This window comes from Caulobacter sp. GW821-FHT10F06 (assembly GCF_058809215.1).
Map to the genome: position 1 here is coordinate 275,223 of NZ_JBXASK010000007.1, position 16,676 is coordinate 291,898.

At 67.8% G+C, this 16,676-nt stretch carries 13 protein-coding genes; 4 read left to right on the forward strand and 9 right to left on the reverse strand.

What is annotated here, in order from left to right; genetic code table 11:
* Positions 1-27 precede the first annotated feature (27 nt).
* Both AC1RUS_RS17225 and AC1RUS_RS17230 read right to left on the reverse strand, forming a co-directional pair.
* Positions 28-675 (reverse strand): hypothetical protein, encoded by a 648-nt coding sequence (locus tag AC1RUS_RS17225; RefSeq protein ID WP_492917827.1) that lies wholly within the window; start codon positions 673-675, stop codon positions 28-30.
* A 144-nt stretch (positions 676-819) separates the two neighbouring features.
* Positions 820-1,299 carry a hypothetical protein gene (locus AC1RUS_RS17230; RefSeq protein WP_492917828.1) on the reverse strand — a complete coding sequence of 160 codons (480 nt, stop codon included), beginning with the start codon at positions 1,297-1,299 and terminating at the stop codon, positions 820-822.
* A gap of 211 nt (positions 1,300-1,510) precedes the next feature.
* Here AC1RUS_RS17230 and uvrA point away from each other — a divergent pair, with 211 nt between their 5' ends.
* A complete protein-coding gene (gene uvrA, locus AC1RUS_RS17235; RefSeq protein WP_492917829.1) occupies positions 1,511-4,423 on the forward strand; it encodes an excinuclease ABC subunit UvrA in 2,913 nt (970 codons plus the stop codon).
* Between the two features lie 18 nt (positions 4,424-4,441).
* On the opposite strand, the gene AC1RUS_RS17240 is transcribed toward uvrA, so the two are convergent.
* Together AC1RUS_RS17240 and AC1RUS_RS17245 are read right to left on the reverse strand one after the other, a co-directional pair.
* Positions 4,442-4,561, reverse strand: a complete 120-nt coding sequence (locus AC1RUS_RS17240; RefSeq protein WP_492917867.1) for a hypothetical protein — start codon at positions 4,559-4,561, stop codon at positions 4,442-4,444.
* Positions 4,558-5,478 (reverse strand): hypothetical protein, encoded by a 921-nt coding sequence (locus AC1RUS_RS17245; protein WP_492917830.1) that lies wholly within the window; start codon positions 5,476-5,478, stop codon positions 4,558-4,560. Before AC1RUS_RS17245 ends, AC1RUS_RS17240 begins: the two co-directional genes overlap by 4 nt.
* A gap of 189 nt (positions 5,479-5,667) precedes the next feature.
* On the opposite strand from AC1RUS_RS17245, the gene AC1RUS_RS17250 reads away from it, so the two are divergent.
* Positions 5,668-6,282, forward strand: a complete 615-nt coding sequence (locus AC1RUS_RS17250; RefSeq protein ID WP_492917831.1) for a glutathione S-transferase family protein — start codon at positions 5,668-5,670, stop codon at positions 6,280-6,282.
* Here the strand turns inward: AC1RUS_RS17250 and AC1RUS_RS17255 are convergent.
* From AC1RUS_RS17255 to AC1RUS_RS17265, 3 genes are all read right to left on the reverse strand, one after another.
* On the reverse strand, positions 6,279-7,151 hold the full coding sequence (locus tag AC1RUS_RS17255; RefSeq protein WP_492917832.1) for a hypothetical protein: 873 nt from the start codon (positions 7,149-7,151) through the stop codon (positions 6,279-6,281). The genes AC1RUS_RS17250 and AC1RUS_RS17255 overlap by 4 nt on opposite strands.
* A complete protein-coding gene (locus AC1RUS_RS17260) occupies positions 7,151-7,954 on the reverse strand; it encodes a hypothetical protein (protein ID WP_492917833.1) in 804 nt (267 codons plus the stop codon). The genes AC1RUS_RS17255 and AC1RUS_RS17260 overlap by 1 nt, the downstream gene beginning before the upstream one ends.
* A 135-nt stretch (positions 7,955-8,089) precedes the next feature.
* Complete coding sequence (locus AC1RUS_RS17265; protein ID WP_492917834.1) at positions 8,090-9,034, reverse strand: hypothetical protein; 945 nt, start codon at positions 9,032-9,034, stop codon at positions 8,090-8,092.
* Between the two features lie 98 nt (positions 9,035-9,132).
* Here AC1RUS_RS17265 and trmFO point away from each other — a divergent pair, with 98 nt between their 5' ends.
* Positions 9,133-10,539, forward strand: a complete 1,407-nt coding sequence (gene trmFO / locus AC1RUS_RS17270) for a methylenetetrahydrofolate--tRNA-(uracil(54)-C(5))-methyltransferase (FADH(2)-oxidizing) TrmFO (protein WP_492917835.1) — start codon at positions 9,133-9,135, stop codon at positions 10,537-10,539.
* 400 nt (positions 10,540-10,939) lie between these two features.
* Positions 10,940-14,389 (forward strand): TonB-dependent receptor, encoded by a 3,450-nt coding sequence (locus AC1RUS_RS17275; protein WP_492917836.1) that lies wholly within the window; start codon positions 10,940-10,942, stop codon positions 14,387-14,389.
* Positions 14,390-14,440: 51 nt separating this feature from the next.
* On the opposite strand, the gene AC1RUS_RS17280 is transcribed toward AC1RUS_RS17275, so the two are convergent.
* Entirely contained in the window at positions 14,441-15,247 is an 807-nt protein-coding gene (locus tag AC1RUS_RS17280) for a DUF1365 domain-containing protein (protein WP_492917837.1), read from the reverse strand.
* Entirely contained in the window at positions 15,244-16,584 is a 1,341-nt protein-coding gene (locus AC1RUS_RS17285) for an NAD(P)/FAD-dependent oxidoreductase (protein WP_492917838.1), read from the reverse strand. Before AC1RUS_RS17285 ends, AC1RUS_RS17280 begins: the two co-directional genes overlap by 4 nt.
* Positions 16,585-16,676: the final 92 nt, after the last annotated feature.

Sequence of the window (16,676 nt, forward strand, 5' to 3'; positions counted from 1 at the left end):
GTGAAAACCGGGGCTTTTTCTTTGTCGTCAGAAGCAGGCGCCCTGGGACAACGGTACGCCGTCAGACACACCGGGGAAGTGCAGCGACGAGCCGCTGGTCGTATTGCCCGGCGTCCGCTTGGAGCGATAGGCGCGGCACCGCTCCTGGTGCGCGGCGTCGCGAGCGTAGCGGGAGGGCGGCGGCTTGGCCAAGGCGTCGCCGAAGCGCGCCCCCATCCGCTTTTCGGCTTCGCGCCAACCGCCGTAGCAGCGGTCCTTTTCCTCGTCGGTCATGTGCTCGTTGGAGAGGCCGGCGCAGGCGCGCCCGAACCGCCCCTTGTGGAACGGCCCGCCTTCGACCAGCTTCCAGCGCGCCAGGGCCTGGGCGCGGCGGGCGGGATCGACCCATGCCCCGCCATCGACGGCCCAGGCCGGATCGACGACTAGCGGCGGCGGCGTGGTCGGAAGGATCTCTGCAGGAACCCTCGTCGTGAAATCGGGTCTCGGCGGGCCACTTACCTTCGGCGGCGGGGCGGACTGTTGTGGTGCCCGGGGCGCGGCGGAAGTCCTGCGGCGAGCCTCCGGCCGCTCCAAGGACAGCGTCACGACCGGCGGATCCTCCGCCATCGGCGTTGGCCGCTCGAACAGGATCAGGCCGACCAGCAGCAGACCGTTGATCGCGATCCCGCCCGGCAAGGCGATCCACAGCCGCGTCCGCCTCGCCCGCCCCATCGCCTCGCCACCTCAGGTTAAGCACCACCCAAGGTCGCGTTTCGCTCGCGGTCTTTTCATGTCCGTGAAGTGTTCAAGCGGCGCCGTTCGGCAACGCGCCGGCCAGGTCTACTTGGCCTTGGGCTTGCCCTTGGCCATGACCCCGTCCGTCAGGACGTTGCAGAGCTTCATCTGGTCGACCAGGAAGGCCTTGTCCGCGTCGCTGGCCTTGTGGAATTTCGGGAGGATCGTCGAGGCGAACTTGTAGCGGGCGTCGACGACGCTCTTGCGCTCGACCTCGCCGCCGGCCTGCAGCACCTCGAATGCCTGCAGCAGCGACGGCGCGTAGAAGATGTTCGGCGGGATGAACAGCGGGCGATACAGGATGCGGCCGCTGCCGACGCCGGGGGCGATGATCGTGCCCGCCTCCAAGTCGGGATCCGACATCAGGAAGCTGGTCATGTCGCAGGCCGCCAAGGCGTCGGCCCAGTTGTCCAGGCGATTGATGTCGAGCGGATTCAGCACGTTCTCGGCCGCGTGGCCGGACGAGGCGAAGGCCAGCGCCGCGACGGCGGCCAGGCGGGCGAGGGATCGGCTAAGACGCATCATGGACGCAACCGTAGGGCTATCCGCGGCGATCACGCAACGGTGAAGCTTGAAGCCAGCGCCGCCGTCCTGCTGACACTTACTGTCAGTAGCTGGTCGTCCGGATCGACCGCGACATTTGTTCGCATCTTGTTCTTGTGTTAATTCCTGGTTCGAGCCCTACATATAGCCGTCGCGCTGCACCCTCCCGGCAGCGCCATGCGTTCCGGAAAACATGGCTGAACAACTGAATTTCATCCGCGTGCGCGGCGCCCGTGAGCATAATCTCAAGGACGTCAGCGTCGACATCCCGCGCGGCGAGCTGGTCGTGCTGACCGGCCTGTCGGGGTCGGGCAAGAGCTCCCTGGCGTTCGACACCATCTACGCCGAGGGCCAGCGTCGCTACGTCGAAAGCCTGTCGGCCTATGCCCGTCAGTTCCTGGAGCTGATGAGCAAGCCGGACGTCGACCTGATCGAGGGCCTGTCGCCCGCGATCTCGATCGAGCAGAAGACCACCAGCCGCAACCCGCGCTCGACCGTCGGCACGGTCACCGAGATTCACGACTACATGCGCCTGCTGTGGGCGCGGGTCGGGGTCCCCTATTCGCCGGCCACCGGCCTGCCGATCGAGAGCCAGACCATCAGCCAGATGGTCGACAAGATCACCGCCCTGCCCGAGGGCACGCGTCTCTACCTGCTGGCCCCCGTCGTTCGCGACCGCAAGGGCGAGTACAAGAAGGAGATCGCCGAGTGGCAGAAGGCCGGCTTCCAGCGGCTGAAGATCGACGGCGAGTTCTATCCGATCGAGGACGCCCCGGCCCTCGACAAGAAGTTCAAGCACGACATCGATGTGGTCGTGGACCGCGTGGTGACCAAGCCCGACATGGAGCAGCGCCTGGCCGACTCCATCGAGCAGGCCCTGCGCCTGGCCGACGGCCTGGCCGTGGCCGAATGGGCGACGATCGAGGAAGGCGAGAAAGAGCCCAAGCGGCTGTTGTTCTCGGAACGCTTCGCCTGTCCGGTCAGCGGCTTCACGATCGCCGAGATCGAGCCGCGCCTGTTCTCGTTCAACAATCCGGCGGGCGCCTGCCCGGCCTGTGACGGCCTGGGCGCCAAGCTGGCCTTCGACGCCGACCTGGTCATTCCCGACAAGGACAAGAGCCTGCACAAGGGCGCGGTCGCCCCGTGGGCCAAGGGTCCTTCGCCGCTCTACACCCAGACCCTGCAGGCCCTGGCCCGCCACTATGGCTTCTCGATGGACGATCCCTGGCACAAGCTGCCGGCCTCGGCCCGCGACATCGTCCTGCAAGGCTCCAAGGGCGAGAAGATCAAGTTCACCTACGACGACAACGCCCGCAAATACGAGGTCGCCAAGCCCTTCGAGGGCGTGCTGCCGAACCTGGAGCGCCGCTGGCGCGAGACTGACAGCTCATGGGTCCGCGAGGAACTGGGCCGCTACCAGTCCGACACCCCCTGCGAGGTCTGCCACGGCAAGCGCCTGAAGCCCGAGGCCCTGGCGGTGAAGATCGCCGGCATGGACATCTCGGCTGTCTCGATGCTGGCCATCCGTCCGGCCAAGGACTGGTTCGCCGGCCTGGAGGGCCAGCTCTCCGACAAGCAGATGGAGATCGCCCGGCGGATTCTGAAGGAGATCAACGACCGCCTGCGGTTCCTGGTCGATGTCGGTCTGGACTACCTCAATCTCTCGCGCGGCTCGGGCACCCTGTCGGGCGGCGAGAGCCAGCGCATCCGCCTGGCCAGTCAGATCGGCTCGGGCCTGACCGGCGTGCTCTATGTGCTGGACGAGCCGTCGATCGGCCTGCACCAGCGGGACAACACCCGCCTGCTGACCTCGCTGCAGGGCCTGCGCGACCTGGGCAACTCGGTGCTCGTCGTCGAGCACGACGAGGAGGCCATCCTGACCGCCGACTATGTCATCGACATGGGTCCGGCCGCCGGCGTGCATGGCGGCCAGATCATCGCCGAAGGCAAGCCGGCCGACATCATGGCCAACCCCAACAGCATCACGGGCCAGTACCTGACCGGCGTGCGCGAGATCGAGGTGCCCGAAGAGCGTCGCCCGATCAGCAAGAAAAAGATGCTGCGGGTGATCGGCGCCACCGGCAACAACCTCAAGAGCGTGACCGGCGAGATCCCGGTCGGCACCTTCACCTGCATCACCGGCGTCAGCGGCGGCGGCAAGTCGACCTTCACGATCGAGACCCTCTACAAGGCCGCCGCCCGTCGCCTGAACAACGCGTCGGACGCCCCCGCGAGCCACGAGCGGATCGAGGGTCTGGAGAACTTCGACAAGGTCATCGACATCGACCAGAGCCCGATCGGCCGCACCCCGCGCTCGAACCCGGCGACCTATACCGGCGCGTTCGGGCCGATCCGCGACTGGTTCGCCGGCCTGCCGGAGAGCAAGGCGCGCGGCTATGGCCCCGGCCGCTTCAGCTTCAACGTCAAGGGCGGCCGCTGCGAGGCCTGCCAGGGCGACGGCGTCATCAAGATCGAGATGCACTTCCTGCCCGACGTCTACGTCACCTGCGATATCTGCAAGGGCAAGCGCTACAACCGCGAGACCCTGGACGTGCTGTTCAAGGGCAAGACCATCGCCGACGTGCTCGATATGACTGTCGAGGAGGCGGCCGACTTCTTCAAGGCCGTGCCGCCGATCCGCGACAAGATGGAGACCCTCAAGCGGGTGGGCCTCAGCTACATCAAGGTGGGCCAGCAGGCGACGACGCTGTCGGGCGGCGAGGCCCAGCGGGTGAAGCTGTCCAAGGAGCTTTCCAAGCGCGCCACCGGCCGCACGCTCTACATCCTAGACGAGCCGACCACTGGCCTGCACTTCGAGGACACCAAGAAGCTGCTGGAAGTGCTCCACGAGCTGGTCGACCAGGGCAACACCGTGGTTGTCATCGAGCATAACCTGGACGTGGTGAAGACCGCCGACTGGCTGCTGGACTTCGGTCCTGAAGGCGGCGACGGCGGCGGCGAGATCGTCGCCGTGGGCTCGCCCCAGGACGTCGCCAAGGTCGAGGCGTCGTGGACGGGGCGGTATCTGAAAGACGTGCTCGACCGCCACGAGGAACGCCGCAAGGCGCGGGTGGCGGAGCTGAAGAAGAGCAAGAAGAGCGCCTAGGCGCGCTCTTCAAAGTCATCAAAACTTATCATCCCGGAAAGCGCGAAGCGCTTGTCCGGGACCCGGGGGCCGGCGCATCGCGTTTGCCCCTGGGTCCCGACTCTCCGCTTCGCTGCGGCCGGGATGACAAGCTTTTATTCGGTGGGAGAGAGAACCGGCTCGACCGCCCCGCCATCCCGAAGGATCTGGTAAACCGTCGGGGCCGGCGAGAAGATGATCAAGGTGGTCAGCACCGAGATCAGGCCGGCGAACACCGCCCGCACCATGCCGACCGGCGTGAAGAAGGCCTCCAGCGAAGTCATGTCCGGCTCGAACAGGCCGCCCAGGCCCGTGATGCCGCCGGCGACGATGGCGGCGACGGCCGCGACGATGGTCATGATCAGGAAGTAGACGATCACCCCCATCACCACCGCCAGCAGATAGGCGCCCAGCAGCGACCCGACATGGCCCTTGGTCATGGCCCAGGACTTGGTCACCGACACCTTGCCGGTGTCGAAGGTGATGGCCGAGGCGAACGACAGCCGCACGGCCACGAAGATCATCACGCAGCACACCGCCACGAAGGCGATCAGTCCGGTCACGGCCGCCAGCGGCCCGCCGACGGCGACGCCGATCCCGACCAGGATGGCCGAGACCAGGACCACGGCGAAATAGACGCCCAGCATCAGCAGGTTGACCAGGAACAGCATGCCGGCCTGGCGAAGCTCGTCCGCGCCCAGGCGCAGATAGGCCGAGCGGTTGTCGGAGGGCCGCAGCACCATCCGGTTCACCGCCGCCAGCATGACCGAATAGAGCGCCAGGCTGTAGACCAGCGACACTGCCATCAGCGGCGCCAGACCGCCCATCACGCCCAGCATCTCCTGGGGCGAGGCGTCGTCGGCGGCGCTGAGCGCCATGAACTCGGCCAGCTTGGGTCCGGCCAGCTGGATCGTCAGGGCCGTGGTGACCAGCGACAGCACGGTCATCAGCACGGCCCAGATCGCCACGGTCTTGGGATGCTCCCGGACCAGCCTGAAGCCGACGAAGGCGGCGTCTGAGGCGGAGAACTTGGACATGCGGCCCTCGAGTAGCGAAACGGAACGAGCCCTACGCCTAACAAGGTTCGGGGCGCTTCGACAGAGCGCCAGCGTGGAAATCGTTCCCTGAGCCCCCGGGCCGAAGAATGACGCTTGCGGTCCGCGCGACGCGACCTCTAACATCTGTTTGAAAAGCGGCCGTCAGCGTCGCGACCGGGAGAAAGATCGATGAAGCTCTATGGCGAAGCCAACCCCGCGCCCAATCCGCGCCGGGTGCGCATCTTCCTGGCCGAGAAGGGCGTCGACCTGCCGGAGATCAAGATCGGCATGCGCCAGGGCGGCCACAAGTCGCCGGAACACAAGGCCCGCAACAGCCTGGGCCAGGTCCCGACCCTGGAGCTCGACGACGGCACGATGATCAGCGAGAGCGTCTCGATCTGCCGCTATCTGGAAGGGCTGTATCCCGAGCCGCCGCTGTTCGGGACCACGCCGCTGGAGCAGGCGCAGATCGACATGTGGCTGCGCCGAGTGGAGTTCCAGCTGCTGATCCCCACCGGCATGTATTGGCGCCACGCCCATCCGCTGACCGCCGCCCTGCTGACCCAGTACAAGGACTTCGGCGAATCCAACCGCGAGACCGTGGCGCGGGCCCTGAAGTGGCTGGATCGCGAGCTGGCCGACGGCCGCGCCTTCATCGCCGGCGAGACCTATTCGATCGCCGACATCGTGGCCCAGACCACCATCGACTTCGCCGGTTTCATCGGCCTGGAGCCGCCCGAGGAGACGCCGCATCTGGCGGCGTGGCGCGAGCGGGTGGGGTCGCGGCCGAGCGCGGCCGCCTAGACCGTCTGGCTCGCCGACAGCTGGCGGAACGCCGCCGCCGGGCCGGCGGTGGCGATCACCGCCTGCAGGGTCAGGAAGATCGGGGCCAGCAGCAGGTTCGACAGCAGGGCCAGGATCACCCGCGGGTGGCTGCCCACCGCGCCGGTCTCCAGCCCTCCGGCGATCACCGCCCCGACGATGCTCGAGATCGTCGTGCCCAGGATCGACACGATCACGCATGAGATGATCAGCACCACGAACAGCGCCAGCAACCGCCAGAACTGGCCGTGGGTCAGCAGCCAGGCCGCGCGCGGGTCGATGTGGCCGGTCATGAAGGCGTAGGGCGCCAGCATCGACAGCCGCACCGCCACCCAGGTCGACAGGCCCAGCACGGTCAAGCCGCCCAGGAAGGCGAACCAGCCGCCGACCGGGGTCGCGCCGCCCAGCAAGGCCGTGCCCAGGGCGACCACGCCGCCTGGAATGATGGTGACCATCAGGGCGGCGGCCCAGGCGATCAACGACACCACGAACAGCCGGAACTCGTCGCGGCCCAGCCGCAGATAGGCCATGCGGCGCTCTTCGGGATGCAGCACCGCGCGCATGATCGCGCCCGCCAGGATCGCGCCCAGCACCAGGGCCAGCATGATCAGCAGCACCATCACCCCGCCCAGCTGGGACACCGTGTCGAGGATCTCGCGCGGGTCGGCCGAGGACGACTGGCGCTGGGTCAGGGCCAGACGGTCCTGCTCGTTCAGCACCATCTTGGCCAGCAGGCCCAGCAGCGGCAGCATGACCAGCGAGAACGCCGCCCAGCACAGCACCACCACGGGGTGACGGCGCATGATCCGGGGCCCTTCCAGGGCCGCGTCGAGAGGCGAAAGCAAGGTCATCAAAGCGGCGTCCCGTCCGGCGTCTGCCGGTGTCTGTAGACGTGAACCAGCGCGCCGGTCCAGACGGGCGCCAGATAGAGATAGAGAAAGGCCGCGCCGATCACGGCCAGCAGGCCATTGATCCCCGGTCCAGCCCAGCGTCCGACCAGGCCCGAGACCGCCAGCAGCGCCACGACCGGCGCGGCCAGGACCGCGGCGGAGGCCAGCACCTGCAAGGTCACGCCCTTGGTCAGCGGAAAGGCGCTCAACACCCGCACCTTGGCCTGGTCGACCGAGGCGGGCGCGGCCAGGGACAGGCGCGCGGCCAGCCAGACCAGCAGGCTGAAGCTCAGCAGCGGCGCGGCGCCGGCCACCGTCGCGCCAAGGCCCGTCCGGGACAGGGCGTCGCGCCAGGCGTCGGACGAGGTGGCGTCGAAGCCCGGCGCGGCGGCGCGGGCCACGCCCAGGGCCACGGCCCCGACCACCGTGGCCAGCACGGCCAGGACCACGAACAGCAGGAGCGCCGTGAGCGCCTGAGCGCTCAGCAGCCGCCACTCGTCCATGCCCCAGCGCAGGCCGGCCACGCCGCTCGCGCGACCGAAGGCGCGGCGGTAGAGCGCGCCCCAGGCGACGACGGCGGCGGCGATCTCGATCGGCAGGGCCAGGGCCGAGACGGGCGGCGGCAGGATGCGCGACAGGGCGCTGATCAGCACGGCGGCCAGCAGCGCCGCCCAGCAGGCGCGCACCGACGGGGCCAGGCCCGAAAGGCCCGCGCGGACGGTCGCGCCAATGGGCGTCAGGATCGCGACCGATCTGTCCGTCATCGCCAAGTCCCTCTCGCTCCCATCCGAGTCGCCTCGCCGGACATTACGACGCGAGACCCGCGCAAGCGACGCGTCGCACCCGGCGCGGGAGCGATTTCCGTCCGCCGTTGCGCGGGCGCCGCCCTGGCCTTTGGGTCAGGCCGGACGGGTGAGATCCTTGTAGGCCGCCGCCCACGGGGCGCAGAACACCGTGAACAGGCCCGAGGCCAGCAGGGTCCAGACCAGGCCGCCGGCGGCGAGCCACGGCCACAGCTTGCGCAGCAGGTCCAGCGGCGGCTGGGAGACGAACGCTTCGATGGATTGGGCGTCGTGCGCCCAGGACGGCGGACCGCCCGACGCGAAGAACGCCGCCAGCACCAGGCCGCAGACCAGCAGCTCCAGAACCAGGACGATCAGCACGGTCAGAACGCCGACGCCCAGCAAGCGGACACTTGCGCCGCGCGTCAGGCTCCAGGATTCGAACAGCCGGAACTGGCGATCAGCGAAGGTCATGGCCGCGGCCATCGACAGGCGCAGGGCGATCCAGATCAGGACGGCGGCCGCCGCGAAGCCCAGCGCGCACGCGGTAAGCACCGCGCCGGCCGCGCCCTGGCCGTCATGCCGACCCGCGACGCCGACGATGACCGCCGGAAACACCACCATCAGGGTGGCGATGACGACGACGATATAGGCCAGCACGCTTTCGACCAGGAACAGCAGGGTCAGCCAAAGCTCCTGGGCGCCCAGCCGCAGATAGGCGAAGCCGCGCTGCCCAGGCTCCAGCACCGCACGGAACACCGCCGAGCAGATCACCGCCTTGACGAACGTGCCCCAGATCCACGCGCCGAGATTGAACAGCATCATTCCCGACTGCAGCCGCATAAGGCGCTGCACGACCGCCGGATCCGGCTCTGCGCTCTTGTTGGCCATGATCGCGCCGATCATCTGGACCAGTTCCGGACCCAGGGCGACGAGCAAGGCGAGGGTCGGGATCATCGCCAGAACCAGAAGGGTCAGGCCCCACACGACGATCGCCGTCGGCTCTCGCGCGATCAGGGCCAGGCCCGCCGTCGCCGAACCGCCCACCGAGATCCTGGTCATCCGCTTCCCCCATGCTCGCCGAGCGCGCGACGCGCTCGATTTCGCGTCAGCCTACACTCGGGTTTCGCCGGGCGACAGCCGGAGGTAAGAGGGCGCCCATGAGCACTTCCCTTTCTTCCGTCGCGCCCGTCCACGTCATCGGCGGCGGCCTGGCCGGTTCCGAGGCCGCCTGGCAGATCGCCCAGGCCGGCGTTCCCGTCGTGCTGCACGAGATGCGCAAGGACGACGCCACCGGCAAGGTCACCACCGACGCCCACCACACCGACGGCCTGGCCGAGATGGTGTGCTCCAACTCGTTCCGCTCCGACGACTGGCAGTTCAACGCCGTGGGCCTGCTGCACGCCGAGATGCGCCGCTGCGACAGCCTGATCATGTCGGCCGCGGACCAGCACCAGGTGCCCGCCGGCGGCGCGCTGGCCGTCGACCGCGACGGCTTCTCGGCCGAGGTCACCCGCCGCCTGGAGGCCCATCCGCTGGTGACGATCGTCCGCGAGGAGATCGCCGGCCTGCCGCCCGCAGACTGGGACAGCGTCGTGGTGGCCACCGGCCCCCTCACCTCGCCGGCCCTGGCCGACGCGATCCTGGAGCTGTCGGGCGAAGGCCAGCTGAGCTTCTTCGACGCCATCGCGCCGATCATCCACCTTGAGTCCATCGACATGGATGTGGCCTGGCGCCAGTCGCGCTACGACAAGGAAGGCCCCGGCGGCGACGCGGCGGCCTATATCAACCTGCCCATGAACAAGGCCGAGTACGAGGCCTTCATCGACGCCCTGATCGAAGGCCCCAAGGCCGAGTTCAAGGAGTGGGAGCACGTCCCCTATTTCGATGGCTGCCTGCCGATCGAGGTGATGGCCGAGCGCGGCCGCGAGACCCTGCGCCACGGCCCGATGAAGCCCGTCGGCCTGACCAATCCGCGCGATCCGACCGTGAAGTCCTACGCCATCGTCCAGCTGCGCCAGGACAACGCCCTGGGCACGCTGTGGAACATGGTGGGCTTCCAGACCAAGCTGAAGCATGGCGCCCAGGCCGAAGTGTTCCGGATGATCCCGGGCCTGAAGGACGCCCAGTTCGCCCGCCTGGGCGGCCTGCACCGCAACACCTTCATCAACAGCCCGCGCCTGCTGGATCGGTCCCTGCGGATGAAGGTCCAGCCGCGCCTGCGCTTCGCCGGCCAGGTCACCGGGGTCGAGGGCTATGTCGAGAGCGCGGCCACCGGCCTGCTTGCCGGCCGCTTCGCCGCCGCCGAACGGCTGGGCCGGACGCTGGAGGCCCCGCCGGCCACCACCGCCCTGGGCGCCCTGGTCGACCATGTCACCGGCGGCCACCTTGAGGCCGGCGGCTCGTTCCAGCCGATGAACATCAATTACGGCCTGCTGCCGCCGATGGAGCCGCCCAAGACCGGCGAGGACGGCGTGAAGATCCCGCTGAAGGAACGCGGCCGCGCCAAGAAGCGCCTGATGAGCCTGCGGGCCCTGACCGACCTGGACGCCTGGCTGGCGGGCTAGGCGCATTGCGTCCTTGGAGGCTCGCCTAAAGGCGAGCGCCTCAGGATGAGGAATTCATAGCAGTACAAAACGCCTCATCCTGAGGCGCCCGCGCAGCGGGTCTCGAAGGACGCAGAGCGAGCGCAACAACCTCCCCGGTTTGCACGGGTGAGGAGAAGAACGGCCGCCGTCGCGCAGGTAACGAGCGCAACGCGCAGTTGCAGCCAAGCTACAGTTAGAAATCAGCCGTTTTATCACACGCGTCAAAACCGGGTTTATTACTGAATAACGGCGTTTTTCACACATGACACCGGTTTCTGTTGCAAATGACACCGGTTCCCGTTAGCGGTACCCAACTTATTGCAAGGCGTGACCGACCTAGAAGAGTTGCGCCTCTTTGAACTTTTCCGGGAGGGAACACATGCAGGATCACTCAACGCAACGGCGCGTGCGCGCGCTTCTAAACCAGGCCTCGCTGGGCGCCCTGGTCGTCGCCTCGACTCTGGCTATTTCGGGCGTCGCCTTCGCCCAGGACGCCGCCCCGCCGGCCGCCCCCGCCGCAGAACCCGAAGAAGTCGAAGCCGTCGTCGTCACCGGCTATCGCGCCGCGCTGCAAAGCGCGCTGTCGCTGAAGCGCAACTCGAACGTGATGGTCGACGCCATCAACGCCGAGGACATCGCCGACTTCCCCGACGCCAACCTCGCCGAGTCCCTGCAACGCCTGCCGGGCGTGTCGATCGACCGCGACAACGGCGAAGGCCGCACCATCACCGTCCGGGGCCTGGGCGCCGACTTCACCCGCGTCCGCCTGAACGGCCTGGAAGCCCTGTCCACCGCCGGCGCCAACGACAGCGGCACCAGCGGCAACCGCACCCGCGGCTTCGACTTCAGCGTGTTCGCATCGGAGCTGTTCAGCTCGCTGCGCGTCCAGAAGACCGCCTCGGCCGAGACCGACGAAGGCTCGCTGGGCGCGACCGTCGACCTCGTGACCGGCCGTCCGCTGGACTACAAGGGCCGCCGCATGGCCCTGTCGCTGCAGGACGCCTATTACGAAGCCGGCAAGCACAACAACCCGCGCGTCGCCGCCCTCTATTCGGACCGCTGGGACACCAAGTGGGGCCAGTTCGGCGCCCTGTTCTCGCTGGCCTATAACGAGCGCAACAGCACCATCGACAGCTATGGCCGCCAGGCCGGCCAGTCGGACTACGCCTATCGCGGCGCCACCTTCGCCGGCACGACCCTGACCACCAACGGCACGTCGATCCTGCAGCGCCAGGGCTTCGCCGCCCCGACCGGCACCTCGTGCAACGGCTCGGTGGTCCCGGGCGTCAACATCACCAACGCCGCCCTGTGCTCGGCCCTGACGGGTTCGAACCCGACGGCCTACGCCCTGGTCAACAACCCGATCGGCTCGACGCTGACGCGCGCCAACGGCATCACCACCACGACGGCGCCGGGCTCGCTGGTCCGCATCCCCGCCCTGCCGACCATCAACCAGCAGGAGCTGGAGCAGGAGCGCCTGGGCATCACCGGCTCGCTGCAGTGGAAGCCGACCGACCGCACCAAGATCACCTTCGACGGCGTCTATTCGCGCTTCTACAACAACTCGATCAACTATCAGATCAGCGCCGTCGGCCTGAACCGCAACAACACCACCGCCAACTACAACACCGCCGGCGCGACCACCGCGACGGCCACCAAGCGCGCCCTGTACAACGGCTGTAACTACGCCGCCGGCAGCGCCATCGTGCAGCCGGTCGACTGCGGCCAGTCGCTGTACGGCACGACCCCGGTGGCGGGCTACACCTACAGCTACAACCCCAACAACCTGGATCCGTACGAGTACTACAACAACCCGCTGTCGGTGGGTTACGTGGCCAGCGCCGACGGCCTGGCGATGCGCGACAAGTTCATCGGCCGCCCCTCGGTCAAGCTGATCGACGCCGCCCTCAGCGAAAGCGGCGCCAACGCCAGCTACCTGAAGCTGGGCAATGTCGACATGCGCTCGGCCGCCGACCAGCAGTACTACACGACCTTCTTCCAGCAGGGCTCGCTGAACCTCGAGCACGAGTTCAGCGACCGCCTGAAGATGACGGCGATCTGGGGCCAGTCGCGCTCGTACAACAAGGGCACCGGCCTGCTGGCCGACTACCTGAAGCTGGACTCGGGCAACGGCACGGCCGGCAACGACTACTTCGTCTATGACGAGCGCGGCGGCGGCTCGATGCCGCTGGTCAACTTCGGCTTCGACGCGACCAACCCGGCCAACTGGGACCTGATCAAGGGCTACTCGTCGCTGCGCGTCTACCGCACCACGGCCGACAACCGCTACGAAGGCGGCCGCGTCGACTTCAGCTACGACGCCGACGACAACCTGACGATCAAGTGGGGCGTGTCGCGCCGCAAGTACTCGTTCGCCACCACGCGCGAAGGCCGCGCCGGCGGTTCGTCGGGCGAGACCCTGATCCCGTCGCTGAAGGAAGCCGGCAGCTCGGTGGCCGCCACCAGCCGCCTGATCAACTGGGGTCGCGGCCTGGACGTGCCGGCCGGCACCACCACCGCCTTCCTGGCCCCGGACCTGGACAAGTTCACGGCCCTGTTCGACTTCAACTGCAACTGCATCAACAAGTGGGGCGACTGGCGCACTTCGGCCCTGTCGAACCCGGCCAACACCTTCGGCGTCGATGAAGTCGACACCGGCGCGTTCGTGCAGTTCGACTTCAACACCTCGGTGTTCGACCGCGAACTGCGCGGCAACTTCGGCACGCGCTACGCCATCACCGAGGTCGACTCCAACGGCCTGACCAACACCTCGCGCCCGATCTACGGCGAGAACAAGTACACCGACATCCTGCCGTCGCTGAACATGTCCTACGAGGTGGCCGACAACATGCTGCTGCGCTTCGGCGCGGCCAAGGTCATGGCCCGTCCGCTGCTGGGCAATCTGGCGCCGTCGATCACCGCCTTCAGCGCGCCCAACACCTCGGGCGTGACCACCGGCGGCACGATCACCATCGGCAACCCGAAGCTGGAGCCCTTCCGGGCCATCAACCTCGACCTGAGCCTGGAGTGGTACTTCGGCCAGGGTTCGCTGATCTCGATCGCCGTGTTCGACAAGGACGTCCGCAGCTTCCCGCAGACCGTCGTCAACTCGGGCACGCTGGACACCATCCTGTCGGCGGGCGCGATCCAGGACCTGATCACCGGCGCGACGACCACGGGCACTGCGGCCCAGATCGCCGCCGTGACCAACTACATCAACACCCAGTCGTTCGACATCCGTCAGTATCGCGATGCGCCGGGCGGCTACATCCGCGGCTTCGAGATCGGCTATCAGCAGAACCTGACGTTCCTGCCGGGCTTCCTCGACAAGTTCGGCATCCAGGCCAACTACACCCACCTGGAATCCGAGCTGAGCTACATCATCGACCCGGGCCAGCTGGAAGTGAAGAACGCCGCCGGCGTCGTCACCACCCCGGGCCGCGCCCAGGTCGTCGCGCCGGGTCCGTTCACGGGCGCCTCGCCGGACGCCTTCAACTTCACGGTCTATTACGACGCCGAGAAGTGGACGGCCCGCGTGTCGACCGCCTATCGCGCCAAGTACTACACCCAGTATCCGATCGCGTCGGGCACCTGTAACCCCGGTTACTGCGACTCCCCGCTGGTCAACGACTTCCTGGGCAGCACGGCCACCACCAACGTCGACGCCTCGTTCAGCTACAAGTTCAACAAGAACATCTCGCTGAGCATCGAAGCGCTGAATCTGACCGAGGAAACCAGCAACCGCTTCGGCTACGCCGACGACCCCGTCGTCACGCAGTATTCCGCGCCGGGCCGCCAGTTCTTCGTCGGCTTCCGGATGGTCTACTAGGCCTCTTCAAGTTTCTTCCTCCCCGAAGAGATCAACTTTCGGCGGCGCTGGTCATCCAGCGCCGCCTTTTTCTTGCGCTTCGCTCAGCGCTGGTTCGCGCGTGGCGGCCGTGGGGTCGGGATAGGTCTTGAAACCCTTCAGGGCGATCTTGACGGCCTCCCAGACAATAGCCGCCATGATCCCGACCACCTGCCAGGGATGGCCCAGCATGGCGCGGACCAGCGCCCCGTCGGTCAGTTCGCGCCGCTCGCCGGCGAAGGTGGCGGTCAGCATCAGGCCCGCCTCGTCGAACACGTCGACGCCGATATGGACGGTCTCGTCGGGTGCGGCGATGTCGAAGGAGTAGCGCAGGTTCATCGGCATGAACGGCGAGACGTGGAAGGTCTTGGTCGCGCCCTGCTCCACCCAGCCGGCCCGTTCACGCCGCACCGGCAGGATGTAGTCGTGGCGCTGGCCGAAGGTGTTGCGCACCGCATAGACGATGGCCTTCAGCGTCCCATCGCCGTCGCGGCAGAAATAGACGCTGAGCGGGTTGAAGGCGTGGCCCAGCACGCGCGGCATGCACAGCAGGGTGATCTTCGGATCGTCCAGCACGATGCCCCGCGCCGCCAGCTTGGCCAGCACCGAGGCCTTGGCCGTCGAGGGGCCATCGGTGGCGTGGTCCCGCTCGTGGAAGGACAGCAGGTTGAAGCGATTGAGCGAGAAGCGCTTCAGCCGCCGGTCCAGCGCCTCCAGTTCGTCGAGGTCCAGCAGCAGCATGAAGACGCCGTAGCGCAGCCGGTGGCGCTTGGGCCGCGACCGGTCGTGGGCGACCTTGCCGACATAGAGCGCCGAGCCCGTCTCCGCCCCCGAGGTCACGCGACCATTTCCTCGCTGTCGGCCGGCGCCACGGCGTCGACATAGATCCGGCCCGACGGATCGGGCGTCAGCCACGGGCGATGGACGCCGCCCAGCTGCTCGGCCACGGCCAGGCCCGCCTGCAGGCCGTCCTCATGGAAGCCCGAGCCGAAATAGGCCCCGCAGAACCACACCCGGTCACGACCCTGCAGCGACCACAGCCGCCGCTGGGCCAGCATGGCCGGGCCGTCGAACAGCGGGTGCTCGTACATCTGGTCGACCAGCAGGCTGTCGGCGCGCGGCGCGTGTTCCGGGTTCAGCGACAGAAACAGCGGATCGGCGCCATCGAGCGGCTGCAGCTTGTTCATCCAGTAGGTGACGCCGCCCTCGCCGCTTTCGCCGCGACGCCCCAGATGGTTCCAGCTGGCCCAGGCGGCTGGGCGGCGCGGCATCAGGGCCTTGTCCTTGTGCAGCACCGCGCGGTTGCGGCTGTAGCGGAAGGCGCCGAGGATCTCGGTCTCCTCGGCCGAGGGCGCGGCCAGCATCCGCAGCGCCTGGTCGGCGTGGGCGCCGATGACGACCTGGTCGAACCGACGCGTCTGCCCTGTCGCGTCCTCGATCGTGACGCCGTCTGGGCCGCGCAGGATGTGCTTCACGGGCCGGTGGGTCAGGATCTCGCCCTGGAAGTCGGCGACCAGGCGCGAGACATAGGCACGGCTGCCGCCGACCACCGTGCGCCAGGTCGGGCGCTTGTCGATCGGCAGCATCAGGCCGTGATTGTCGAAGAAGCGCAGCAGGGCGGCGGCGGGAAACTCGCGGATGTCGCGCATCGAGGCCGACCAGATGGCGGCGGCCTGGGGCAGCAGGTGATCCTCGGCGAAGGCGCGGCCGAACCCCTGCTGGCGCAGATAGTCGTCCAGCCGGCACAGCCCGCCCTCCTCCAGCGCCAGCACGTCGCGCGCGCCGTTGCGATAGAACCGGGTGACGTCCAGCAGCATCTTCAGGAAGCGCAGGTTCAGGACGTTGCTCTTCTGGGCCAGCAGGTTGTTGCTGCTGTATTCCAGCGCGCCGTTGTCCAGCGAGACGCCGAACGACATGTCGCTGTCGACCGTCGGCACGTCCAGATGCCGGAACAGCGCCGTCAGGTTGGGGTAGTTGGGCTCGTTATAGACGATGAAGCCGGTGTCGACCGGCACGCCATCGACCTCGACCGTATTGGCGTGGCCGCCCAGCCGATCGTCGGCCTCGTAGAGGGTGACATCGTGAGACCTGGACAACAGCCAGGCGGCCGAGAGGCCGGAAATCCCTGCGCCGATCACGGCGATGTTCAGACGCTGGGTAGGACGAGACGCGGCCAAGTGGGATCCCCCTTCTGCACGTCGCAGCGACGCGACAATCTCAGCTACGGAAGCGATAAGGGTTTGGACGCGCGCCGCATCCGACAGGCGGT